This window comes from Amycolatopsis sp. 2-15 (genome assembly GCF_030285625.1).
Lineage (GTDB): Bacteria > Actinomycetota > Actinomycetes > Mycobacteriales > Pseudonocardiaceae > Amycolatopsis > Amycolatopsis carbonis.
On record NZ_CP127294.1, the window covers coordinates 4,062,937 to 4,086,066 of the forward strand.

General features: G+C 69.8%; 19 protein-coding genes, 2 tRNA genes and 2 pseudogenes. 17 read left to right on the top strand and 6 right to left on the bottom strand.

From position 1 onward, the window contains the following. The first annotated feature begins 58 nt into the window (after positions 1-58). The 10 genes and pseudogenes from QRX50_RS20195 to QRX50_RS49595 form a co-directional block, all read left to right on the top strand. Positions 59-316: a hypothetical protein gene (locus tag QRX50_RS20195; RefSeq protein ID WP_285973482.1), complete on the top strand. Its 258-nt coding sequence runs from the start codon at positions 59-61 to the stop codon at positions 314-316. Then, positions 313-1,281: a conjugal transfer protein gene (locus tag QRX50_RS20200; RefSeq protein WP_285973483.1), complete on the top strand. Its 969-nt coding sequence runs from the start codon at positions 313-315 to the stop codon at positions 1,279-1,281. The genes QRX50_RS20195 and QRX50_RS20200 overlap by 4 nt, the downstream gene beginning before the upstream one ends. Next, the gene (locus tag QRX50_RS20205; RefSeq protein WP_285973484.1) at positions 1,281-1,523 is read left to right on the top strand and encodes a hypothetical protein; all 243 of its coding nucleotides are present in this window, start codon (positions 1,281-1,283) and stop codon (positions 1,521-1,523) included. The genes QRX50_RS20200 and QRX50_RS20205 overlap by 1 nt, the downstream gene beginning before the upstream one ends. After that, the gene (locus QRX50_RS20210) at positions 1,523-1,984 is read left to right on the top strand and encodes a hypothetical protein (protein ID WP_285973485.1); all 462 of its coding nucleotides are present in this window, start codon (positions 1,523-1,525) and stop codon (positions 1,982-1,984) included. The genes QRX50_RS20205 and QRX50_RS20210 overlap by 1 nt, the downstream gene beginning before the upstream one ends. Further along, positions 1,984-4,557 (top strand): ATP-binding protein, encoded by a 2,574-nt coding sequence (locus tag QRX50_RS20215; protein WP_285973486.1) that lies wholly within the window; start codon positions 1,984-1,986, stop codon positions 4,555-4,557. Before QRX50_RS20210 ends, QRX50_RS20215 begins: the two co-directional genes overlap by 1 nt. 41 nt (positions 4,558-4,598) lie before the next feature. Further along, complete coding sequence (locus QRX50_RS20220; RefSeq protein ID WP_285973487.1) at positions 4,599-6,617, top strand: hypothetical protein; 2,019 nt, start codon at positions 4,599-4,601, stop codon at positions 6,615-6,617. A 1-nt stretch (position 6,618) separates the two neighbouring features. Continuing rightward, positions 6,619-6,870, top strand: a complete 252-nt coding sequence (locus QRX50_RS20225; RefSeq protein WP_285973488.1) for a hypothetical protein — start codon at positions 6,619-6,621, stop codon at positions 6,868-6,870. A 25-nt stretch (positions 6,871-6,895) separates the two neighbouring features. Next, positions 6,896-7,522, top strand: a complete 627-nt coding sequence (locus tag QRX50_RS20230; protein WP_285973489.1) for a DNA-methyltransferase — start codon at positions 6,896-6,898, stop codon at positions 7,520-7,522. A gap of 328 nt (positions 7,523-7,850) precedes the next feature. Beyond that, positions 7,851-8,258, top strand: a complete 408-nt coding sequence (locus tag QRX50_RS20240) for a hypothetical protein (protein ID WP_285973490.1) — start codon at positions 7,851-7,853, stop codon at positions 8,256-8,258. 465 nt (positions 8,259-8,723) lie between these two features. Then, a pseudogene (locus tag QRX50_RS49595) lies at positions 8,724-9,176 on the top strand (tyrosine-type recombinase/integrase); the annotation flags it as partial. 242 nt (positions 9,177-9,418) lie between these two features. On the opposite strand, the gene QRX50_RS20245 reads toward QRX50_RS49595, so the two are convergent. Next, a tRNA-Lys gene (locus QRX50_RS20245) sits at positions 9,419-9,491 on the bottom strand. 234 nt (positions 9,492-9,725) lie between these two features. Between QRX50_RS20245 and QRX50_RS20250 the strand changes: the two genes are divergently transcribed. Next, positions 9,726-10,967, top strand: coding sequence for an NADH:flavin oxidoreductase/NADH oxidase family protein (locus tag QRX50_RS20250; protein WP_285973491.1), 1,242 nt, complete (start codon positions 9,726-9,728; stop codon positions 10,965-10,967). Between the two features lie 324 nt (positions 10,968-11,291). On the opposite strand, the gene QRX50_RS20255 is transcribed toward QRX50_RS20250, so the two are convergent. Next, positions 11,292-11,367: transfer RNA gene (locus QRX50_RS20255), tRNA-His, on the bottom strand. A 74-nt stretch (positions 11,368-11,441) separates the two neighbouring features. Further along, positions 11,442-12,050, bottom strand: a complete 609-nt coding sequence (orn, locus tag QRX50_RS20260; RefSeq protein ID WP_285973492.1) for an oligoribonuclease — start codon at positions 12,048-12,050, stop codon at positions 11,442-11,444. Positions 12,051-12,167: 117 nt separating this feature from the next. On the opposite strand from orn, the pseudogene QRX50_RS20265 reads away from it, so the two are divergent. Beyond that, positions 12,168-13,708: pseudogene (locus tag QRX50_RS20265) on the top strand (helicase HerA-like domain-containing protein). Positions 13,709-13,776: 68 nt separating this feature from the next. Further along, entirely contained in the window at positions 13,777-14,163 is a 387-nt protein-coding gene (locus QRX50_RS20270) for a DUF3224 domain-containing protein (RefSeq protein ID WP_285973493.1), read from the top strand. 124 nt (positions 14,164-14,287) lie between these two features. On the opposite strand, the gene QRX50_RS20275 is transcribed toward QRX50_RS20270, so the two are convergent. The 3 genes from QRX50_RS20275 to QRX50_RS20285 all read right to left on the bottom strand — a co-directional run bounded on the left by QRX50_RS20275 (position 14,288) and on the right by QRX50_RS20285 (position 17,595). After that, positions 14,288-15,349, bottom strand: coding sequence for a S1C family serine protease (locus tag QRX50_RS20275; RefSeq protein WP_285973494.1), 1,062 nt, complete (start codon positions 15,347-15,349; stop codon positions 14,288-14,290). 111 nt (positions 15,350-15,460) lie between these two features. After that, on the bottom strand, positions 15,461-16,783 hold the full coding sequence (locus QRX50_RS20280) for a M20 family metallopeptidase (protein ID WP_285973495.1): 1,323 nt from the start codon (positions 16,781-16,783) through the stop codon (positions 15,461-15,463). A 35-nt stretch (positions 16,784-16,818) separates the two neighbouring features. Further along, positions 16,819-17,595 carry a class I SAM-dependent methyltransferase gene (locus tag QRX50_RS20285; RefSeq protein ID WP_285973496.1) on the bottom strand — a complete coding sequence of 259 codons (777 nt, stop codon included), beginning with the start codon at positions 17,593-17,595 and terminating at the stop codon, positions 16,819-16,821. 170 nt (positions 17,596-17,765) lie between these two features. Between QRX50_RS20285 and QRX50_RS20290 the strand changes: the two genes are divergently transcribed. From QRX50_RS20290 to QRX50_RS20305, 4 genes are all read left to right on the top strand, one after another. Further along, entirely contained in the window at positions 17,766-18,740 is a 975-nt protein-coding gene (locus tag QRX50_RS20290) for a DNA-3-methyladenine glycosylase family protein (RefSeq protein WP_285973497.1), read from the top strand. Positions 18,741-19,949: 1,209 nt separating this feature from the next. Further along, positions 19,950-20,639 (top strand): M50 family metallopeptidase, encoded by a 690-nt coding sequence (locus tag QRX50_RS20295; RefSeq protein ID WP_285974513.1) that lies wholly within the window; start codon positions 19,950-19,952, stop codon positions 20,637-20,639. Positions 20,640-20,757: 118 nt separating this feature from the next. After that, on the top strand, positions 20,758-21,990 hold the full coding sequence (locus QRX50_RS20300) for an aldehyde dehydrogenase family protein (protein ID WP_285973498.1): 1,233 nt from the start codon (positions 20,758-20,760) through the stop codon (positions 21,988-21,990). After that, positions 21,987-23,093, top strand: a complete 1,107-nt coding sequence (locus QRX50_RS20305) for a dihydrofolate reductase family protein (protein ID WP_285973499.1) — start codon at positions 21,987-21,989, stop codon at positions 23,091-23,093. Before QRX50_RS20300 ends, QRX50_RS20305 begins: the two co-directional genes overlap by 4 nt. The last annotated feature ends 37 nt before the right edge of the window (positions 23,094-23,130 follow it).

Below are 23,130 nucleotides of genomic sequence, written 5' to 3' on the forward strand. Positions count from 1 at the left end.
AACCGGCTGTCCCGTGTCTGGGGCTGTCCGCTCGCCGTTTCTGCAGGTTGGAGCACCTGTGACTGGATTTCACGCTGCCCTTGACCCGGGTGAGGCAACGATCGCGCGGGCCCGGATCCGTGCCCGCCTGCTGGCCAACCGGCTGAGTTCGACGCTGGTCGACCGCGCCCTGTACGTCGAGCTGCAGCAGTTCCTCGACGACGTCGGGTTCCGGGCCTGCGATGCGCTGGAGGAACTCAGCGAACGCTCCGACCCCGCCTTGCGCCACCGTCTGCACTTGGTCCTGGGCATCGGCTCCGCCGAGGACTGCTCGTGAGCCGGCGCGAGGGCCGGGCCGGGTTGCTGAAGAGGCTGTTGCCGGACGCTCCGGTCGAGCCGGCGCTCCCTTCCGCGACGCATCGCGGCGGGCGGATTCTGGCGTGGTGCGTCGTGGTGGCGAGCCCGCTAGTGACGCTCGGCGGGCTGATTGTGCTCCGTCCGACGCCACCGGTCTCGTCGCCGAGCGCTCACGTCGAGACCGAGCAGCGAGATCCGCGTGGTTGGACCGAGATGTACGTGCGCTCGTGGCTCGCAGCCAGCCGAGACGACCCGGCAGGGCTGGCCGCGTTCTATCCGGACGGGATGGCGTCGCAGCGCGACGTCGGCACGCAGATCCCGGTGGACACCGCGGTGGTCTCGGTGGTCTCGCCGGCGCCCGGGACCTGGTCGGTTGTGGTCGCGGTGAACCTGCTGACCGAGCAGCCCGACGGCAGCCATCCGTCGAAGATCACGTGTGAGCAGGTCAGCCTTGTCGGGGGCCGCGATGCGTACGTCGCGACCGAGTTGCCGTCGCCGGTGGCCTGCCCTGGCACGCTGGCGCCGGTCGAGCTCGCCTATGACCAGTCCGCGGATCTGACCGGGCCGATCGGGCAGTCGGTCGGCGGGTTCCTGACCGCCTACCTGGTGGGGCAAGGGCAGCTCGACCGGTACACCAGCCCCGGGGCAAGCCTTGCCCCGGTCGTGCCAGCGCCCTACATGTCGGTGCAGCTGCAGCAGCTGCGCACGCACGAGGATTTCGAGCCGGGGCAGGCCGCACGGCCGCTCGACGGCACCCAGACTCACGTCCTGACCCGCGCGCTCGGCTATGACGCCACTGGTCAGAACACCGCGGTCGACTACGCGCTGACCCTCACCGCTCGTGCCGGGCGTTGGGAAGTCAGCAGCGTCGATGCGAGCCCGCTGCTGGTCACTCCGTCCGTCGCTTCGCCGGTCCCCAGCAGTGTGACCCGAGGAGGCTCGTGATGACGATCGTGCTCGCCGCGGACGTGAAGTCGTGGATCGACACCAACTTGTCGTGGGGTGATCAGACGGTGCGCCGGCTGATATTGCTGGCGGCGGTCGTGGGTGGGATCGGGTTGTTGATCGGCACGCGGGGGAACTTCACGCGGTCGATCAAGTACGGCGTGATCGCCGCGATCTTCCTCGGGATTCTGCTGAATCTCGATGCGGTGTCGGGGATGTTCGGCGCCTGGTTCACGCACTGATGGCCGGGCAGAAGTCGGGCGATGGTGTCCTGATCGGACGGTCCTACACGCGGTCTCGCCGGTTTCCGCGGATGTTCGGGCGGATGCCGGGCCGCGACGGCGGCTATCTGCCGGGCGGCCCGTACACGTTGACGCAGGGCGTGCTCTTCCTCGGGCTGCTGGTGATCGTCTGGAAGGTGTCGGCGTTCGACTGGCTGGGGCCGGCGCGGTGGGGGCTGCCGCTCGGGGCGATTTTCGTGCGCCGCGCGCGTATCGAGTCGCGGACGCCGTTGGGCTGGCTCGCCGGTCTGGTGATGTGCCTGCTTGCCCCGGCCACGGGCTTGCTCGGGAATCGGCCCTACCGTGCACCACGTCCACAGTGGAGCAAGCAGCAGATCCATCTGCACCTTGTCCAGGATCGTGCCAACGCGGCACCTTTGGAGCGCATCCTCGCGGGTGCCGGCAAGCGGGGGAGTGCCTGATGGACCGACAGATCCTGGACATCGCCGGCAACGTGCTGTTCTGCGCGGACGGTTCGACGTGGGGCGTGTGGCGGGTGTTCCCGCGGGAGAGTGCGCGCTCGACCGGGAAGCAGTTGCGCCAGCTCTACGAGCGCACGGTGACGTTGATGAAGTCGCTGCGTGGGGAGGTGATGATCGCGTCGCTGTGTGAGCAGGTGCAGCCGCACGCGATCGTGCGCCGGTGTCTCGACGGTGTCGACCTCGATGCCAATCCGCATTGGGCCGAGACCGTGCACAATGCCTGGGATCAGCTCGAGACCTTGGACGTGCTGGGTCGCAGTTACTGGATTGCCAAGCCGTTGGATGGTGAGGGTTGGCGCGAGAGTACGCAGGGGTTGTTGCGTGCGACCGGGGCGGCTCTCGCGGCCAGTCTCGGTCTGTCGGCGCGCCCTGCGACGGCGAGCGCGATCGCCGTGGCGCGCGAGCGTGTCCGGGTCGCGGGCCAGGACTTGGACGGGTCGATCCCGATCCGGCCGGCGAGCGAGGCGGAGCTGCTGTGGTGGTTGTGTCGGGCGCCGGTCCGTGGGGTTGACGAGCCTCAGCTCGAGACCAGCGAGACCGTCCACAACACCGGGATCTCGGTCTCGCGCAGCGGCCGGGCCAGTCTCGCCACGCTCCGCGGCAGCGTTCTCGACGAAGGCGGACGAACTGATCGCGCCGGCGGTCTGCTGGGTCCGCCGGCGACGCTGAACCGGCGCTTCCTCAAATGCGTGACCCCCCGTGACGACGTGCTGGTCACCAGCTACCAGGCCTACCTTGTGTTGGCGGAGATGCCGCGCGCGTTCACCTTTCCCGGTCACGAGATTCTGGCGCGTCTGGCTGACATCGGGTTCGGCGTGGACTACGCGCTGCGGATCACCGCGACGACCAACGAAGAAGCGCGCGCGAGCAACCGGCGCCGGACCCGTGACCTGATGAGCCAGGACGAGGAGCACGGCGGGGACGCGGCCGGTGTGCCGGCGGATGTGCATTCGGCGCAGGAGGAGATCCAGCACAAGAACGCCCGGCTCGGCGCCAGCTCCACTGAACTGGACCTCGAGGTCGGGGTGGTCGCGTGTGTGTGGGGCGAAACCGCCGACGAGTGCGACGCCCGCGCCAAGGTCCTGCGACGGGCGTTCCTGGGCGGTGAGTACAAGTGGGAGCGTCCGCTCGGCGGGCAGCGCCACCTGTACCAGGCGCTGCTGCCTGGGTATCGGACGCCGTTGGTGTTGCGGGAGTGCAGCCAGAACCTGCTGGCCACCGACGCGGCGATGTTGCTGCCGGTGTCCGCGACCGAGTTCGGAGATCCGACCGGTGCGTTGTTCGGGATGGTGCTCGACGGCGGCGCGATCGCGCCCTACCTGCTCGACCCGACCTACGGCCCGACGCACGACTCGTCCGGCGGTCTGGCGGTGATTGGCGAGCTCGGCGCCGGCAAGTCCGTCGTGCTAAAGAACGTCGCCGCGGTCGTTCGGCTGATGCTCGACGGCCGGGTGATTGCCGTCGATCGCACCCGCAGCCGGGAATGGGTCCCCGTCGCCGGGGCGCTGCCAGGCAACAGCCAGGTCGTGGACGTCGTCGACCCGACCCTGGACAGTGAGCGCGCGAACTCCGCGGAGCTGCGGTACTCGTGCGATCCGCTGCGGGTGTTCGGCGGCAACGCGAAGACCAGCACCGGTATTGCCGAGATCTTCTTCGCCGCGTGGCTCGACCTTGAGTCCAACTCCGCCGAACGCGACGCGCTGGGCCGCGGGCTGGACGCCGTGAGCGGAACCGCCGGCGCCTCAAGCAACGCCCTCGTCGACATGCTCGCCCGGCAAGGCAAGCACGATCCCGCCGCCCGGGCTCTCGCCACGCGGCTGCAGCGGTTGCGGCGGGACCCGATCACCCGCCCGATCTTCGACCCGGACTTGCCGCCGGTGGACCTGTTCGACGCGGACATGGTCGTGTTCTGCACTCACGAGATCCCGCTGCCGAGCGCCTTGGAGATGAGCAGCGAGCGCATGGCCGCGCGCGTGCCGCCCCGCAAGCTGTTCGGGCGAGCCTTCCACCTGCTGATCGCGGCGATCGCGAAGGAGATCTGCTTCGGCACCGACCGGTGGGGCGAGTTCATCTGCGACGAGGCCTACAACGTCACCGGCACCCCCGAGGGCCAGCAGATCGCGCTCGAGTTCGTGCGCGATGGCCGCAAGCACGGTGCCGACGCCGCATTCGGTTCCCACGCGGCGAAGGACCTCGGCGACGACGTCCTGCGTGGACTGATCGCCGTCAGGTTCCTCGGCCGCCACCGCGACGACGCCCTCGCGCGGCAAGGCCTCGCCTGGCTAGGCATCGACCCATCCGACAGCCACTACCACGAGATCGTCACCCGCGAGCTCTCCCCGCTGAACCCGGCCGGGGGAGAGGCGGAGCGCCGCGCCCGCGCGGGCGAATTCGTGGTCCGCGACCATGCGGGCCGCGTCGGACGGGTCAAAGTGATGACCCAGCCCTACCGGACCTTGCCCAAATCCGTGCTCACCACACCGAGAATCGACCGCGGCGGCACCAGGCGGTGACCGGCGCATCAAGCGAGTGCGTGGGTGGGCGTGTCTGGAGAATGCAGGGTGCGTTCCGGCGGCTGTCCAGCACCGTCGTCCTCATCGCCGGCCTCGGCCTGACGATCGTGTGCGCGAACCCGGCGGCAGCGCAGACCCCGCCGACACCGCACTCCTGCGAGCCGTATCCGATGTGCGTGACCCTGCCGCTGCCCCTGGTTCCCCCTTCGACCCCGCCACCGTCGCTGGACAAACCAGACCCCGCCACCAGCCCACCACCCTTGCCGCTGCAGGACGATCAAGGGCACCAAACGCACGCGGACGGCCTGTTCGACATCGACGACGGCTACGGCCGCGACCTCCACAACTACGACCTCTTCGCGAACACGCCGTGGCTGCTGGACGACCCCATGCCCACGATCTGGCTCTGGCTGGGCAACATGGGCTTCACCGTCGGCAAATACGCGCTCGGGTTCTCCGTCTGGTTCACCGAATGGTCGATGAGCACCAACGTCATCTCCTGGGTCAAGGCGCCGGCCGAAAGCCTCGAGCAGGTGTGGCAGACCTCGGTCATCGGCGGTCTGCACCTGCGCGAGATCGCGCTGCTCATCGCCACCTGCTACCTCGGCCTACTGTTCCTCCGCGGCCTGACCACGCGGGCGTGGCGCGAGACGATGTCGACCATCGCGATCAACGTCCTGGCCATCGCCGTCGTCACCCACCCCGTCGCATTCCTCGTCGGCGACGGCGGTGTGCTCAGCCTCAGCCGCGACTTCGGCGCCGACGTCAGCAGCGTGGTCATGGGCCAGAAACCCGGCGGCACCGGCAATCCCGCCGCGCCGATCGGACAAGGACTGATCGACAACCTGCTCATCACCCCGTGGGAGATCCTCAACTACGGCACCCCGATCACCGGGGCGAAGGATGTCAGCGGCACCTGCCAGTACTCGGTGAAGCAGGTCCTCGACGCCGGCCCGTGGTCCACTCAGGACGACAGCACCAAAGCCCGTGAGCTCGACGGCTGTCCGGGCGACTACGGGAAGTACAACGAGGTCGCCGACGGAGACCGCGCGTTCGGAGCTTGGGGCTACGCAGTGGCCATGGTGCTGTTCGCGATCCTCACCGTCTGCCTTAACGCCATCCAGGTTCTCGCGCCCTACCTGCTTCTGTTCGAAGGCCTCTTGCTCGGCCTGGCCCTGGTGGCCGCGATCGTGCCGGCCTGGCAGCACCAGCTCGCGTTCCGGATCAGCTCGGTCGCAGCCACCGTGGCGCGGCTGATGATGGGGATGCTGTTCGTCGCGATCATGACGGTGCTGCTGCGGTCTTTGATGACCGCCGACCTCGGCCCGCAGCTGGTGCGGTTCGCGGTGATCGACCTCGTGGTGTTCTCCGGGTTCCTGTTCCGCAAGCGGCTGGGCACCAGCCTGCAGCGGGTGCGGTCGCAGGTGAGTGGCGGGCTGCAGCGCTTCGCCCGGCCACGCGGCGCGGCGAAGTCGCTGCCGCCGCCGATCGTTCCGCCGGGGCCGAACCGGATCGGCCGCACCATCCAGGCGGGCGCCAGCGCGTTCACCGAGTCGCTTGCACCGGCCAAGGAGCTCAAGGACCGGCTCGTCACGGCCGGCAAGATCGGGGCACGGGCCGGCGGCAAGGTCCTCAAGTACACCGCCGGCGCCCCGGTGTCGTGGCCGGCCGCCGCCGGCCGCGCTACCACCGCCCTGACTGAGAAGAGCAAGGCCGCGAAGCTTGCACTCGGCCAGCGCGCCGCGGCCGCGAAGAACTACGGGGCCGATTACCTCGGCGCGCTCGGTACCGCCACCGGTGCGACGCCCATGTGGAAAGCCGTCACGACCGCCGCGGCCGCGCTCCAAGCACGGAAGGGCGCCGCGAAGCCGGATCTGCACCTCGCACCGCACGTCGCCGCGCGCACACCACGACGCGCCGCGGCCCCTCCGAAGTTCACCGGCACGGACCTCGCCGCAGACGTGAAGCCCGCTTCGCCGTTGCCGCCCGGGATGCTGGCGCCGCCGGCCGCCTGGAGCAAGCGCTTGCGTGAGCGCATCACGAAGAACCGAGGAGCCTGACGTGAACCCGTTGCTGCTGCTCAACCTCGCCGGCGCCATCCGCGACGACATGCGCAAACACCCACTGCGCTGGAAACTGTTCGTCGTGGCGCCGCTGCTCGTTGTCGTGTTCGGTTGCGTGATGGTGCTCGGCGGCGCGCTGATCGTGACGCTGAGCTGGGGCTCGGGCGGAGACTCGGCGACGCCCTCGCACGTGGCCGGGATTCCCGGACTACGGGGTGATCGGCCAGTTCGGTGGAGAGACTTCCGTTGACGATTACGCGACTAGTCTCGCGGTGGTGTTCGACGAAGTCGCGCGCGTGTTGGCTCCGCGGGGCACGGTCTGGATCAACCTCGGCGACAGCTTCGGTGGCTCCTGGGGCAACTACGTGGCAACCGGCTCCAATGCCGCGACCTCGTTAACGCGCCTCGCCCAAGGACACGGGGTACACCGGCCACCGCAGTCGAGTCACCGGCAGAAAGACCTGGTCGGCGCTCCGTGGCGGACTGTGTTCGCGATGCAGAGTCGCGGCTGGTTCCTGCGGCGCGCCGTGGTCTGGCATAAACCGAACGCCCGGCCGGAGAGCGTCAGAGACCGGTTTGCCCAGCGGTATGAGTGGGTGTTCCTGCTCGCCCGCCGCTGCGATCATTGGTCGTTCGTTCGTGAGGATCTTGCATCGGACGTCTGGCGCGTCAGCGGGGACCGCGGAAGCACAGGCCATCCCGCGGTCGGCACAGTGGAGATCGCTCGGCGTTGCATCTGCCTCAGCTGCCCGCCCGGCGGCGTGGTGCTCGATCCCTTCTCCGGGAGCGGGACGACGGGTGTGGCAGCTCTGGAGTCCGGACGCGGCTACGTGGGCATCGACGTCGATCCCCAGTGGGAACGCGTGGCGTCAGCGCGTCTCGCGAAGGCGAGACTGCGATGACGGCCCATCGAGAACAGGCCGAGACCCTCACTCTCGCCGAGGTCGCGGCCCTGCCCGCTGTAGTGGATCTGAAGACGGCGGCGCGTGCGCTGGGGATCAAACGCACGACGGCATACATGCTGGCGCGGACGGAGTCGTTCCCGTGTCCCGTTCTGCGCGTGGGTGGGTCATACCGGATACCGACGGTTGAGATCCTCCGTGTCCTCGGTCTCGATCATCACATCGGGTGAGATGTGGGTGTCTCGGGCTTCCCTTGTGCCTGGTCGCGGCGCGAGCATGCGGGTCCCCAGCGAAACCGCTGGTTCCACGAATGGAAGGAAACCCAGGCATGGCCCTAGGAAGCACGTACCGGCGATGCTCGTGCCGGGATGAAGCGGGGCGGGAGCTTGGGGCAGCCTGCCCCAAGCTGAAGAACAGCCGACACGGGCAATGGGCCTTCCGGATCGAGCTGCCTCCGGATGAGAACGGTACCCGCCGACCGCGTCGTCGCGCCGGATTCGAAAGCGCCACCAAGGCGCAGGACCAGCTGGACCAGGTTCGTGATCTTCTGGCGATTCCTGAAGAGGACGACGATGAGACTCGCCGGAAGATCGGTGACTTGATCGCCGAGGCGATCGCGAGGAAGGCCAAGCTGCCGGATGTCGAAGAGACGAGGCGGTTGGTCAAGGTCGGTGCCGACGTCGCCGACGATCCGCTCATGGCGGAGGTTCTGGTGGCGTTCCTGGCGGCGAAGTAGACGGCCGTGAGTCTCGGCAAGTTGGCGCGGAACACCTACAGGTCCTACGAGTCGCACGACCGGCTTTACCTACGTCCGCATTTGGGCCGGATCAGGCATCGCAAATTGCGGGTAAGGCATTTGGATTCGATGTACGAAGCGATTCTGGAGCACAACGAGCGGATCGCCGAGTTCCGGCAGAGCGGTGATCCGGCGAAGATCGCAGCGGTGAAGTGGCAGCGGCCGGTGGGGCCGACGTCGATCAACAAGATCAACGGGACGTTGAAGACGGTGCTGAGTCCCGCGGTCAAGGAAGGCCTGCTGCTGGTGAATGTGGCCAAGCTTGTCGAGCTGCCGGCGTTGGTGCGGCCGAAGCCGTTGGTGTGGACTCCCGAGCGGGTTGAGCTGTGGCGTCGCACCGGGCGGAAGCCCGGGCCGGTGATGGTGTGGACACCGGAGCAGACCGGGCGGTTCCTGGACTCCGCGATGAACCATCCGCTGTATCCCCTGTTCCACGTGATTGCGCACGTCGGGCTTCGGCGCGGTGAGGCGTGTGGGCAGCGGCGCTCGGAGACCGACCTGGCGGCAGGCACCCTGAATGTGACGAATCAGATTGTGCAGTGGGGCTGGGAGACGGCTCAGACGAAGCCGAAGACGACGAGTTCCGAGGGCGTCGTCGCGCTGGATGCGGACTCGGTGCTGGTGCTTCGGCGGCACTTGGCGATCCAGGATGCGGACAAGGTGCGGTTGGGGAGTGACTGGCACGAGCACGACCTCACGTTCACTCGACCGGATGGCAGTCCGTTGCACCCGGCGGAGGTGACCGAGGCCTTCTACGAACTCGTCGCACGAGGCGGGCTGCCACCAATCCGCCTGCATGATCTCCGGCACGGCGCGGCGACGCTGGCCCTGGCTGCGGGCGTGGAAATGAAGGTTGTCCAGCACATGCTTCGGCACTCGTCGATCACCGTGACCTCCGACACCTATACGAGCGTGCTGCCACAGGTGGCGTTCGCTGCGGCCGAAGCGACGGCCGCGATCATCCCTCGACAGTCGGCGCGCAGTCTCGGGCTCGCCTCGGGCTCGCAACAGGCCACAAAGGACGATGGGCAAGTGGAAGAAATGCGGCCACATAACACAAATCCCCAGGCCGGAAGTGATCCGAACCTGGGGAGTGAGGGTGCGCCATCAGGGACTCGAACCCCGAACCCGCTGGTTAAGAGCCAGCTGCTCTGCCAATTGAGCTAATGGCGCTTGGTGTTGCTCGCCGCTTTGGTTTCCCTCGGCGACGTGGAAAAGATTAGCAGGCTGTTCAAGCCGCGTTTCAGGGGGGTCCCCATAGCTGCGCGCGGATAGTCGCCGCGGCGGCTGGAGGGCTCCTAGCTGCGCGTTCCCGCCCAGTCTGACAGATCGGGGGCTGTTGTGGGGCCCGCCGAGGTGATGAACCGGCCGTTGACAACTGTACGAAGTACAGGTAACTCTGGTCTCATGTACGACGTACAGGAGAATATCCTCGCCACCCCCCTCACGCTGCCCAACGGCGCCGTCCTGGCCAATCGGCTTGCGAAGGCTGCGACCAGTGAGCACCTGGCCGACCGGCGCGGCGCGCCGACGCGGCAGCTCGCGGAGGCCTACCGACGGCTCGCGCACTCCGGTGCAGGGCTGCTGATCAGCGGAAACGTCATGGTCGACGGCTCGGCGCTGGAGGCTCAGCGCAACGTGGTGATCGAAGACTTCCGCCACCTGCCCGAGCTGCGCCGCTGGGCGGCCGCGACCGTCGGCACCGACAGCAAGCTGCTCCTGCAGCTCTCGCACGCCGGCCGGCAGTCGATGCGCGGTCTCAAGCTCGCCGGGCGGCAGCAAGATGTCGTCGCGCCCTCGGCTGTGCCGTTGGGCCTGGGCAAGTGGCTCTTCCGGCAGCCGCGTGCGTTGTCCGACGTGGAAGTCGTCACGCTCGTCCAGCGCTTCGCCACCGCCGCGTACGTCGCCGCCGAAGCGGGCTTCGCGGGCGTCCAGCTCCACGCGGCCCACGGCTACCTGCTCAACCAGTTCCTGTCCCCGCTCGTCAACCGCCGTGACGACCGCTGGGGCGGTCCGCTGGAGAACCGGATGCGCTTCCTGCTGGACGTCGTGCGCGCCATCCGCGCCGGCACGCCGCCGTCGTTCATCCTGTCGGTCAAGCTCAACTCCGCCGACTTCCAACGCGGCGGCTTCGCCCCCGAAGACGCCCTCGTGGTCGCCAAAGCTCTCGAGCTGGAAGGTGTCGACCTCCTCGAGGTCTCCGGCGGCACCTACGAAAGCATCGCCGTCGTCGACGGCACTCCCGAGCGTGCCTCAACCCGCGCCCGCGAGGCCTACTTCCTCGACTTCGCCGATCAGTTCGCCCGCGAGCTCACGATTCCCCTCATGCTCACCGGCGGCTTCCGCTCCCACGCCGCCATGGCCGAAGCCCTCACCTCCGGCTCCGTCGACCTCATCGGCCTGGCCCGCCCCATCACCCACGACCCGACCTTCCCCCACCGTCTTCTGGCTGACCCCACCGCCCGAAGCACTGCCCCCACCCCCAAAATCGGCCACAAACTCCTCGACGACCTGCTCAACTCCTCCTGGCACCAACAACAACTCTCCCGCCTGGGCCGCGACGCCTCTCCCCGCCCACGCCGCCACCCCACCACCGCCCTCCTCATCGCGGCCCTCACCATCCTCCGCGACGCCCTCCTCCACTCCTAACCCTCCACAAAGGACCCCACCCGACACCAGATCGAGGCGCCACCCCACCCCACCGCTACGAGGCGACCACATGGGTGAGGGCCCAGGCGGCCACGCCCCTGGGCCACCACACGGGATAGGAATCCGGGCGCCTACACACCCACGGCCCCAGGGTCACCACGGGATAGGAATCCGGGCGCCCACACCCCTCGGCCCAAGGCGACCACGCGGGATGGGGGTCCAGGGGGCTCGCCCCCTGGCGGGGGTCTGGGGGTTCGACCCCCAGGAAAAGGCGAAACCCCAGTTCGGGAAAGGTCCCGCCAGGGACCGACCGAACTGGGGTATTGGGGTGAGCGACGGGTTTCGAACCCGCGACCTCCTGGACCACAACCAGGTGCTCTACCAGCTGAGCTACGCCCACCATCTGCGAGGGATCGTTGCGATCACCTTGCTACGGGATATCGTAGCGTGCCCTCGCGAGGGGTTTTCACCGGGTCAGCTTCGGTGGCGTTCCTGCACTTCGGCGGCCGCGGCTTTGGCTTGTTCGCTGGTCGGCCCGGGTTGGGGGACGAAGGCGACGTTGCGGTAGTAGTCGAGTTCGCCGATGGATTCCTTGATGTCGGCGAGCGCGCGGTGGGCGAGGCCCTTCTCCGGCTTTGCGTAGTAGATCCGCGGGTACCAGCGCCGGACCAGTTCCTTGACCGACGACACGTCGACCATGCGGTAGTGCAGGTGGCTGTCGAGGGCCGGCATGTCGCGGGAGATGAAGCCGCGGTCGGTGGCGATGGAGTTGCCCGCCAGGGGGGCCGTGCCGGGGTCGGGGACGTGCTCGCGGATGTAGTCGAGCACGCGCTGCTCGGCTTCGGCGAGCGTCACCGCGGAGGCGCGGACTTCTTCGGTGAGCCCGGACTTGGCGTGCATGTCGTGGACCACCTGCGGCATGCCGTCGAGCGTGGTGTCGTCGGTGTGGATGACGATGTCGACTCCCTCGCCGAGGACGTTGAGGTCGGCGTCGGTCACGAGGGCGGCTATTTCGATCAACGCGTCTTTGCCGAGGTCGAGCCCCGTCATCTCGCAGTCGATCCAGACTAGGTGGTCGGTCACCCGGACAAGCCTAACCCGACACGGGGATGTCAGCCGGGTTACCTGCGCATTCGGCGCGTTACGCTCGGGCAGCCAGGTGAATGAGTGTGATTTCGGACTCGGAACGGGGTGCGGCCAGTGGCCGAGCAGGGGTCGGGGCCTGCGGCGGAGATCGCGCGGGGTTACGTGAGTGAGGGCGCCGCGGTGGAGCTGGGCGCCGTGGTGATCGACGGGCAGGCCGAGGCGACTTCGGCCGTGCGGCTGCCGCTGGCCACGTTGAACCGCCACGGTCGGGTGGCGGGCGCGACCGGCACCGGCAAGACGAAGACGTTGCAGCTGATCTCGGAGCAGCTTTCCGCCGCCGGTGTGCCGGTGGTGCTGGCCGACGTGAAGGGCGACCTTTCGGGTTTGTCGGCCGCAGGCGAGGCGAACGACAAGCTCACGAAACGCGCGCAGGAGCTGGGTGACGACTGGACGCCGGCCGCGAGCCCGGTGCAGTTCCTGTCGCTGGGCACGGGCGGCAAGGGCTCGCCGATCCGCGCCACGATCACGAGCTTCGGCCCGGTGCTGCTGGCCAAGGTGCTGGGCCTGAACGAGACGCAGGAGTCCACACTCGGCCTGATCTTCCACTGGGCCGACCAGCGCGGGCTGGCACTGCTCGACACGAAGGACCTGCGGTCGGTGATCACGCACCTGACCAGCGACGAGGGCAGGGCCGACCTCAAGGGCATCGGCGGCGTCTCCGCGGCGACGCCGGGGTGATCCTGCGCGCACTGTCCAATCTGGAGGCCCAGGGCGGCGAGGACTTCTTCGGCGAACCCGAGCTGGACGTGCACGACCTCATGCGACAGGTCGACGGCAAAGGCGTGGTGACGCTGCTGGAGCTGGACAACCTGCAGTCGAAACCGGCGTTGTTCTCGACGTTCCTGATGTGGCTGCTGGCCGAGCTGTTCGAGGAGCTGCCCGAGGAGGGTGACCTCGACAAGCCGAAGCTCGTGTTTTTCCTCGACGAGGCGCACCTGCTCTTCGCCGACGCGTCGAAGGTGTTCCTGGAGCGCATCGAGCAGACGGTGAAGCTGATCCGGTCGAAGGGCGTCGGCGTGTTCTTCTGCACGCAGCTGCCCACGGACATCCCGAACGCCGTGCTGTCGCAGCTGGGCGCGCGGGTGCAGCACGCGCTGCGGGCGTTCACGCCGGATGACCAGAAAGCCCTGGCCAGGACGGCGAAGACGTATCCGAAGACACCTCACTACGACCTCGAGACGGCGCTGACGTCGCTCGGGATCGGCGAGGCGGTCGTCACGGTGCTGTCGGAGCGGGGTGCGCCGACGCCGGTCGCGTGGACGCGGCTGCGGGCGCCGCGGTCGAAGATGGGCTCGATCGGGGACGAGGCGGTGGCCGCGGCGGTCGCGTTGTCCGACCTGCACACGAAGTACTCGGAGACGATCGACCGGGAGTCGGCGTACGAGAAGCTGGCAGCTCGGGTCGCGGCGCCGGCCGACGCGCCGCCTCCGGCCGGGGCCCCGGCTCCGGCTCAGGCGGGGAAGGCCGAGAAGAAGGATCCCGGGCTGATCTCGCAGGCGATGAGCAACCCGGCGGTGAAGTCGTTCATGCGCTCGGCCGCGTCCGCGTTGGGGCGGGAGATCACGCGGGGGCTGTTCGGCAACCGCCGGCGGTGAGAAATACCTGACACGAGTTGGCAGGTATGGCGGGCAGGCTGAGGGCATCCGATCGAAAGGGACGAGTCATGACCAGCACCGCGACCGCCACGTTCGAGCTGGACAAGTGGGAGCCGCAGGCCCAGGACGAAACCGGTGGCACCGAGTTCGCGCGGGTGGCCATCGCGAAGACGTTCACGGGTGCGGTGGAGGGCGCCAGCACCGTCGAGATGCTGACGGCGTCGAATCCCACTTCGCGCGCGTACGTCGCCTTCGAACGCCTGTCGGTGTCCGTCGACGGGCGCAAGGGTTCGTTCGTGCTGCGGCACACCGCGGGTGACGAAGGCCTGTCGCTGCTGATCCTCGCGGGCTCCGGATCAGGAGAGCTGACCGGCATTTCCGGCTCCGCCGCCATCACACAGGACGAGGCCGGCAACCACACGTTCACGCTGACCTACGAGCTCCCGGCAGTGTGAAAGCCGCTCTCTCAGGGCCCCGAAACCCTGGGAGAGCGGCTTTCACCGTGATTTCCCCGTCACCCCGATTACGAGCGAGGAAAGTCGGACGGGCCGCCCCGACCGCGGTCCGTCCGCGACCGGGTCAGCCGTTGACGATCTGGTTCACGATCGTCTTGGCGTCGTTGACCGGGATCGCGAAGCCGATCCCGACGCTGCCCGCGGAGCCTCCTGCCGAGGCCGACGGGCTGTAGAGGGCGGAGTTGATGCCGATGACCTGGCCCTGGGCGTCGACGAGCGCGCCGCCGGAGTTGCCCTGGTTGATCGAGGCGTCGGTCTGGATCGCGGTGTAGCTGGGGCCGTTGTCCGCCTGGCTCGACGTGCGGCTGAACGGCGACTGCTGCTGCTCGCCCCCGCCGACGTCGGACAGCGGCCGGTTCAGCGCGCTGACGATGCCGGTGGTCACGGTGTTCTGCAGCCCGCCCGGCGAGCCGATGGCGATCACTTCCTGGCCGACCACGAGCTTGCTCGAGTCGCCGAGGGTGGCGGCGGTGAGGCCGCTGGCGTCCTTGGCCTGCAGCACCGCGATGTCGCCCTTGGTGTCGGCGCCGACCACGCTGGCCTGGTACTTCTTGCCGTCGGCCGTCGTGATCGTGACGTCGCCGACCGCGCCGTCGACCACGTGGGCGTTGGTGAGGACCCGGCCGTCGGAGGTCAGGATGACGCCCGAGCCGATGGCTTCGCCCTGGCCGGTGTCGACGTTGACCTGCACGACGCTCGGCAGGACCTTCGCCGCGACCGTGCTGACGTCGCCGGTGGAGGTCGTGTTGCTGACCGTCTGCCCGGCGATCGCGGAGGACGACGCGGGCGAGGCCACCGACGTGGTGGTCAGCCCGACGATCGCCGCACCGGCGCCCCCGCCGACGAGCGCCGCGGCCAGCGCGGTCGCGCCGACGACGGCGGCGAGCTTGCCGCCCCGTCGCTTCGGCTGCGTCGCCTGCTGGGCCTGCGGCTGCTGCGTGAAGAGCGGGTTCGGCGCGGCCTGGTGCTGGTGGCCGTACTGCCCGTACTGCCCGTGCTGGGCGTACGGGCCGTACTGCGGCTGGGTGTGTTGCTGGGCGTTCTGCTGAGCAGCGATCGGGTGGGTCTGGTGCGGCTGGTGCCCACCGGGTGAGGCGGGGCCGGGCCGACTCGCGTTCTCGGTCATGACACCAGGTTCGCGGCCGTGGTTGTGAGAACCCTGTGGAAATCCCTTCGGCTTTGCTGAGAATAATCAGCTGAGAATCCTCAGGCCTTCCTCAGCCTGGGCTGGTGGCTTTCAGTCGAAGAATTTCGGGACGTCGAGGGCACCTCCGGAGGCTTCGAACTCGTCGTGCACGGCTTGGCGCAGCGCCTTGTCAGCGAGGTAGTCGGCGGCCGTGAGGGCGAGGCCGAGCGCGCCGTCGACCACGGCCTTGTCGCCGGAGGGCGAGCCGGCGGCTTCGGCGAATTCCTTGGTGTGCAAGGCAACCGTCGGCCCGGAGACGGCGATCATCGGGTGCAGCGCGGGCATCCGGTAGGAGAGGTTGCCGAGATCGGTCGACCCGGTGAGGAACTCCGGCACGATGCCCGGCGGCAGCGCTTTGCGGCCCGTGTCCGCTTGGTTCACCGACCACCGGCCGGCGAGCGTGGTGTTGAAGCGGATCGGCAGGTACGCCGGCTGCGAGTCCCACGTCAGCTCCACGCCGCAGCCCGTCATCTCGGCGGCGCCGTGGGCGATCGCGGTCATCCGCTTCGCGAGGTCGCGCAACGTCTCGGGGTCGGCCGAGCGGAGGTAGAACAGCAGCGCTGCGCGTTCGGGGATCACGTTGGGCCGGGCGCCGCCGTCGGTGAAGACGCCGTGCACGCGGTCGGTGGACGGCAGTTGCTGCCGCAGCATCGACACGCCTTGGTAGGCCGCTACGGCGGCGTCGAGCGCGTTGCGTCCCATGAACGGCTGCGCCGACGCGTGGGCCCCGACGCCGTGGAACACCATCTCCAGCTGCCGCCGGCCGAGGAACGGGTGCAGCGCGATGTCGTGGCTGAACGGGTGGAGCATGATCACGGCATCGACGTCGTCGAACACCCCGGCGCGCGCGAGCGTCTCCTTGCCGCCACCGCCCTCTTCCGCGGGCGTGCCGATGAGGGACACGCGCCCGCCGACCTGCTCGGCGACGGCCGCGGAACCCAGGAAGCCGCCGGCGCCGGCGGTGCAGATGACGTTGTGCCCGCACGCGTGACCGAGCCCGGGCAGCGCGTCGTACTCCGACAGCACCGCGATGTGCGGCCCGCCGTTGTCCGGCGTGCTCGCGCGCAGCGCCGTGTCGAGGCCGCCGAGGCCGACCGTGACCTCGTGGCCGTGGGCGCGCAGGAGCTCCGCCAGCGCGCCGACGGACCGGTGCTCGGTGAAGCCCTCTTCCGGGTGGGCGTGCAGGTCTTGGCTCAGCGCAACGAGTTCGCCGGCACGAGCCAGCACTTCTCGTTCCACGGCCGCGCGCACGCCGGACTCGGCTCCGGTGTGGTCGGAGCCGAGGGGTTCGGCGGCCGCGACGGCTTCGGCCGTGGCTTCGATCAGGGCGCGCAGGTGGGAGTCGTCGGGTGGGACGGGAGCGGCGTCGGTCATGCGGGGATGCTATCCCCGGGCACCGACAAAGTGGATCAGTTCGCCCCGGCCAGCTCGCCGGCGACGATCTGGGTGACGCCCGCGAACCGCTCGGCGACGATGCGGAAACCCCGGGCGCGCAAGGCGGCCGCGATCTCGCCGCGGTCGAACATCCGCTGTCCGCTGAGGATCCCGCCCGCCGTGTCGACGACTCGCGCGGGTTGCCAGTCGCGGCGAGCACTCGTGAGCAGCACGACGCGACCGCCGGGGCGCAGGATCCGCGCGAACGAGTCCAGTGCGCGTTCGGGCTCGGCGAACATGTGCAGGGCGGCGAAGCAGCAGATGGCGTCCACTGTGGAGGGTGGGAAGGGTGGTTCGACGGCGTCGGCGCGGAGGTAGGCGACTCCGTCTTCGTGGGTTCCTGTTGTTTCGGTGACAGCTCGGGCGAGCATCGAGGGCGCGCCGTCGAGGCCGATGGCCAGGCCGTGGTTTCCTGTTGCCGCACCGAAAGTGCGGGTGAACCGGCCGGTGCCGCAGGCGACGTCGAGCACGATCCGACCCGGTTCGAGTGCGAGGAGTTCCGTGGCGCGGCGGATTTCGCCGGCCATGCCGGGGCCGAACGGGCCCTTGAACAGCCGGCCGAACGCGGGGCGCCAGAAGCGTTCGTAGACCTGGGGGAGCAGTGTCGTGCGCATCACGCGCTGGGTGATTCCCGTGGTGGGACCGGCTTGCGGTGCGTCACCGAGGACGTCGAGGTAGCCGGCGCCCGTGGTCTTGGCCGGCGCGTCGAGCAGCTCGGCGAGACGGTCCTGGGCTGTCGGGTGCTCGACCACCGGTTTTCTCCCCCTTCAGGTCTACCGGCAGTATGCCAAAGCTCCGTCTTCCACGATCGGGTGAAGATCTCGCCGATCACGCGTTCGAGGCCCCGGATTGTCGGCCCCCCTTCCTAACGTCGCTGCCACGGTTCTCCGACCCGCGGAGTCCGTAGAGGAGGGACATCCCGATGACCGCACCGATCCTGCTGCCCATCGACGTGCCGACCGGCGAGATCGCCGTGCGCGGACCGTTCGACCTGTCCGCCGCGAGCCGTTACCTGGCCGGCTTCGGCCCCGCCGCGCGGCCCGACGCCGCCTCGGAGCCGGGCGTGCTGCGCCTCGCTTTTCCCGTGGACGGAGTGTGGACCCACGCCGGCGCCGCCATCCGGCAGAGATCGCCCGGCACGGTGGAAGTCGAGGTCTGCGCACCGGTCGAGCTCGCCGCGCGCGTGATGGGGCAGGTGAGCCGCATGCTGTCCCTCGACGTCGATGCCTCGGGTCTGCCCGACATCGACCTGCGCGACTCCGCCGCCGCCCGCTTGCGTGCCGAGCACCCGGGATTGCGCCCCGTGCTCTTTTCCTCGCCCTACGAAGCCGCCTGCTGGTCGGCGCTCTCCCAAGGCATGCGCTTCACCACGGCCGTGCGGCGGCGCCGCCTGCTCGCCGAACGCCACGGCGCCATCATCGACGTCGGCGAGTACCAAGTGGTCTCGTTCCCCGCCCCCGCGGTTCTCGCCGAACTGGCGTCGGAAGACGGCCTCGCCGACTTCCGCGTCGCCCGCCTCCGGGCCATCGCCCAAGCCGCCGCCGACGGCCGCCTCGACCCGATGGCACTCCGTGCCCTCCCCATCCCCGACGCCCTCGCGCACCTCCGCACCATCCCCGGCATCGGCGCCTTCACCGCCGAACAAATCCTCCTGCGCGGCGCCGGCCACCCCGACCTCTTCCCCCTCGCCGACGGCCGCCTCCACCAATCCATGCGCGAGGCCTACTCCCTCCCCGCCACCACCCCCGCCTCCGAACTTATCCCCCTGGCCGACGACTGGCGCCCCTACCGCAGCTGGATCGCCTTGCTGTTCCGCGCCACCCTCGACGCCGTCTCACTTGACCCCGACGCGGCTTCCCTGGCCGAGGAGGTGGTCACGGCTGCGGCCGCACAGTGACGCCGGCCCGATCCGACGCCGCACGTGCCCGGCTGCCTGCGGCTCGCGACGTCGAACGCGTGGATGCGGCGATCCGGCTGTGGCTGGGCCATTTGGCGGGGGAGGTGACTGGCGGCTCGGGTGTCGGCCGAGGCCTGGCCGTGCTGGTGCTGCGACGCTGTGCCGCTGGATGTCGAGGCTGCTTCGATTGAGGGGTGACGCCTGGCTGTGCGTGCCCAGTGGGCTGCGGCCTCGCGGAGTGTGCCGCTCCAGCGGGGTTGCTGTCTGGCGACGAGGTGGCTGTCGGCTCGGGCGCTGAGCGACGGCTGGCTGCGATGGTGCTGCAACGCCGAGCGAATGGATGTCGAGGCTTTCGGCTGAGGTGTGACGCCTGGCTGTGCGTGCCCGACGGACGTGGCGCGCGCGGAAATGCGGCTTCGGCGGCTGTGCCGATCTGCCCGGAGGTCGGCCACGGCTCGGCCACGGAATGGCGCCTGGCGGTGGTGGTGCCGTGCTGCTCGGCGGAGGGCGATCTGCGGGGGGGTTCGTGTGGCCGTTCCTTTACAGCTGTGCGGCCCGGCGTGCAGGCGTTTCCTGGCTCCGCACCGGAGCCGGGTTTGGGCTTGGTCTTGCCGCAATCGCTTTCGCTTTCGGCCCGGACGTAAGGGGACCGGTGCTCGCTGGTGGCTTGCCAGGGCGCCGCGAATGCGCTCGGAAGGGAGGTAGTCGCCGAGCTGGCCCCTGGTGGCGGCCTGGCTCATTGCAGTCAGCCACGTTCAGTCGGTTGCGGGGTCCAACGGCGCGCCCTGCGCCGGAGGATAGGCAGCCCCGCTGGCGTAGGGGTCGTCTGCCGGCGTGCTCTGTGGGCCAGGCCGTGTCGCGGCCGGTGCCGGGCCGGGCCGGCCGCGGCGGGCGGCGTAGCCGGAGCCGCAAGCCCGTTCAGTCCTCGCCGTGCAGTGGCGGCCAAGTGAAGGAGGTGGTCAACGGCGGCCAACAGCGCCGCGTCCCATGCAACAGATACTGAAGACGAAGAAAGGAGATCCCATGAACTGACCCCGCCATACCGACCCCAACCACTTCACCCAGCAACGGGCACTAACAGTGGCCAGATGTCGCTTGTGGTGAGGTGTGCGCGTGATTTCGCGTGTGTTCGACGTCTCGTCCGTGGTCGCCGGCCAAGCCGTGGCTGGTGGGTGGGGGCGTGCGGTCGGCGCGCCCGGGAGTGTCGAGGTGGCGCTCACGCAGGCGAACACGCCGGCGGCGATCACGTTGGTCACCGGGGGCGTGGCGTTGCTGGTGGTGTTGGTGGGCGGCGCGCCGTGGCGGTTCGCGCGCAACGTGGTGACCATCGTGCACGAGGCGGGCCACGCGCTGGCCGCGGTGCTGGTCGGGCGGCGGTTGCGGTCGATCAAGCTGCACTCGGACACCTCGGGCGTCACCGTGTCGCGCGGGAAGCCGGAGGGGCCGGGCATGGCGTTCACGGCGCTGGCGGGCTATGTCGCGCCGTCGGTGCTGGGGCTGCTGTTCGCGGGCCTGGTCGGGCAGGACCTGATCACGGCGGTGCTGGTGCTGGTGGCGTTGCTGTTGCTGGGCGTGCTGATCATGGTGCGCAACGTGTATGGCGTGTTCACCGTGGTCGCGAGCGCGGTCGTGCTGGGGCTGGTGGCGCTGGTCGCGCCGCCGGTGGTGCAGGCGCCGTTCGCGTACCTGTTGACGTGGTTCCTGTTGTTCGGGGGTGTCCGGCCGGTGGTGGAGCTGCAGGTCAAGCGCCACCGTGGCCAGGCGCGCGATTCCGACGCCGACCAGCTCAGCCGGCTGACCGCGGTGCCCGCCGTGCTGTGGGTGCTGGTGTTCGTGGTGCTCACGGTGAGCTGCCTGCTGGCCGGTGCGCTGTGGCTGCTGGAGCCGGTTGTCGCCTGAGCGCCCTGGGGATGGGCCGCGGGTGTGTGACGGGCGTCCCGAGGGGTGAGCCCGCCGTCCTCCGATGTGGGCGGTGCGGCAAACTGGTCCTCTGCCGAACGCGCGGAGGGAGACGACGATGGACGAGGTCGCGAAGGCCGTCGAGGAGTGCGCGCGAGCGGCGAAGCTGGCCGCGCCGTCGCTGGCCAGGGCCACCGAGGAGGCCGTGGACGCGGCGCTGCTGGGCATGGCCGAGCGCCTGCAGACGCACCGCGAGGAGGTGCTCGACGCCAACCGGGCCGACGTCGCCAAGGCGCGCGCGGACGGGATGAGCGCGGGCCTGCTCGACCGGCTCACCATCACGCCCGAGCGCCTCGACGGCATGGCCGAGCAGCTGCGGCTGCTGGCCGGCGCGCCGCATCAGGAGCGGTCCGTTGAGGTGTCCACATTGGACGGTGGGCTGCGGCTGATCGAGCGGCGCCGTCCCGTGGGTGTCATCGGCGCGAACTACGAGGCGCGGCCGAACGTGACCGTCGACGTCGCCTCTCAGCTGGTGAAGTCGCGCAACGCCGGGGTGCTGCGCACCGGATCGGCCGCACTGGGCTCGGCCCAGCGGCTGCGCAACACGGTGATCGCGCCGGCGCTGGCCGAGGCCGGGATCGACCCGGATGTGGTGCAGCTGGTGCCGCGCGTGGAGCGGGAGGCCGCGTCGGCGCTGGTGCGCCTGCCGGGGCTCGTGCCGCTGGTGATCCTGCGCGGCAGCGGCGACAGCACGCGCGCGCTGGCCACCGAGGCGGCCGTGCACGGCGTGCGCACGCTGGCGCACGCAGATGGTGGCGGCGTGCTGTACGTCGACGCGGCGGCCGACGCCGGCAAGGTGCGCGACCTCGTGTCCGCGAGCCTCGACCGCCTCGGCGTGTGCAACCGGCTCAACCTGCTGCTCATCCACGACGACGTGCACGACGCAGTGTGGCCGTCGATCACCGCCGCGCTGGCCGAGCGCGGGGTCACGGCGTCGCTGGCGCCGCACGAGCACGCCATCGGCTACGAGTGGGCGCTGGACTCCGACCGCGAGGCGACCGTCACGGTCGAGCGCGTGAGCGGGCTCGACGAGGCCGTGGAGATCGCGAACGAGCGGACCTCGGGCCTCGCGGCGGGCATCGCCACCGAGGACGAGGCGGCGGCCGGCGCGTTCTTCGACGGCTACACCGGCACGGGCGTCTTCTGGAACGCGCCGACGCGGCTGCTCGACGGCTTCAAGCTGCTCGCCGTGCCCGAGACCGGGATCAACCTCGACCGCGTGCCGGGGCCGCGCGGGCCGGTGACCTACACCGACCTGTATGTGCGCCAGTACGCGGTCCAACCCGCATGAGCAGCCGTCCCCACGTTGTGTTGTCCGCCGCCCAGTCGCTGGACGGCTATCTCGACGACGCGAGCACCACCCGGCTGATCCTGTCCAATGAGGACGATTTCGCCGAGGTCGACCGCCTGCGCGCCGACGCCGACGCGATCCTCGTCGGCGCCAACACGGTGCGTGCGGACAACCCGCGGCTGCTCGTGCGCTCGGCGGACCTGCGCAGCGAGCGCGTCGCCGCCGGGCGGCCGGAGCAGCCGATCAAGGTGACTGTGACGAGCAGCGGCAAGCTGGATCCGGCTTCGCGCTTCTTCACAGTCGGCGAAGCGCCGAAGCTCGTCTACGCGCCGCCGGTCGCGGTCGACGGCCTGCGCGACGTCGCGACGATCATCGACGCCGGCACCCCGCCCCGGCTCGAGCGCATCCTCGACGACCTCGGCGAACGCGGCGTCCGCCAGCTCCTCGTCGAGGGCGGCGGCGCCGTCCACACGCAGTTCCTCGAAGCCGGCCTCGCCGACGAGCTGCGCCTCGCCATCGCGCCCCTGGTGGTCGGCGACCCGCGCGCGCCGCGCTTCCTCGGCCCCGGCGCGTTCCCGCGGCCGCTGGAGCTGGCCGAACTGCGCCAGCTCGGCGACGTCGCCGTCCTCCACTACCGCGCGGCCGCCGAGCCCACGCCGATCGACGTCCTGCGCCTGCGCCAGGCGATCGCGCTGGCGGACGAATGCCCGCCCAGCTCGACGTTCCGCGTCGGCGCCGTCATCGCCGCGCCCGACGGCACGGTGCTCGCCACCGGCCACTCCGGCGAGGGCGAGCCGCACAACCACGCCGAGGAAGCCGCCCTGGCCAAGCTCCGCGCGGACGACCCGCGCCTGGCCACCGCGACGATGTACAGCTCACTCGAGCCGTGCAGCTCCCGCGCGTCGCACCCGAAGAGCTGCACGCAGCTGATCCTCGAAACGCCCATCCCGCGCGTTGTCATCGCCTGGCGTGAGCCTTCCCTTTTCGTCGAGGCCGAGGGCGTCGAACTCCTCGCCGCCGCGGGCCGCAAGGTCGTCGAGGTGCCCGCGCTGGCCGCTGAGGTCCGCCGCGCCAACACCCACCTGCCCGGCATCCGCCCCTGACCCCACCACCGAACGTGGAACACCGGATGGTCCACAG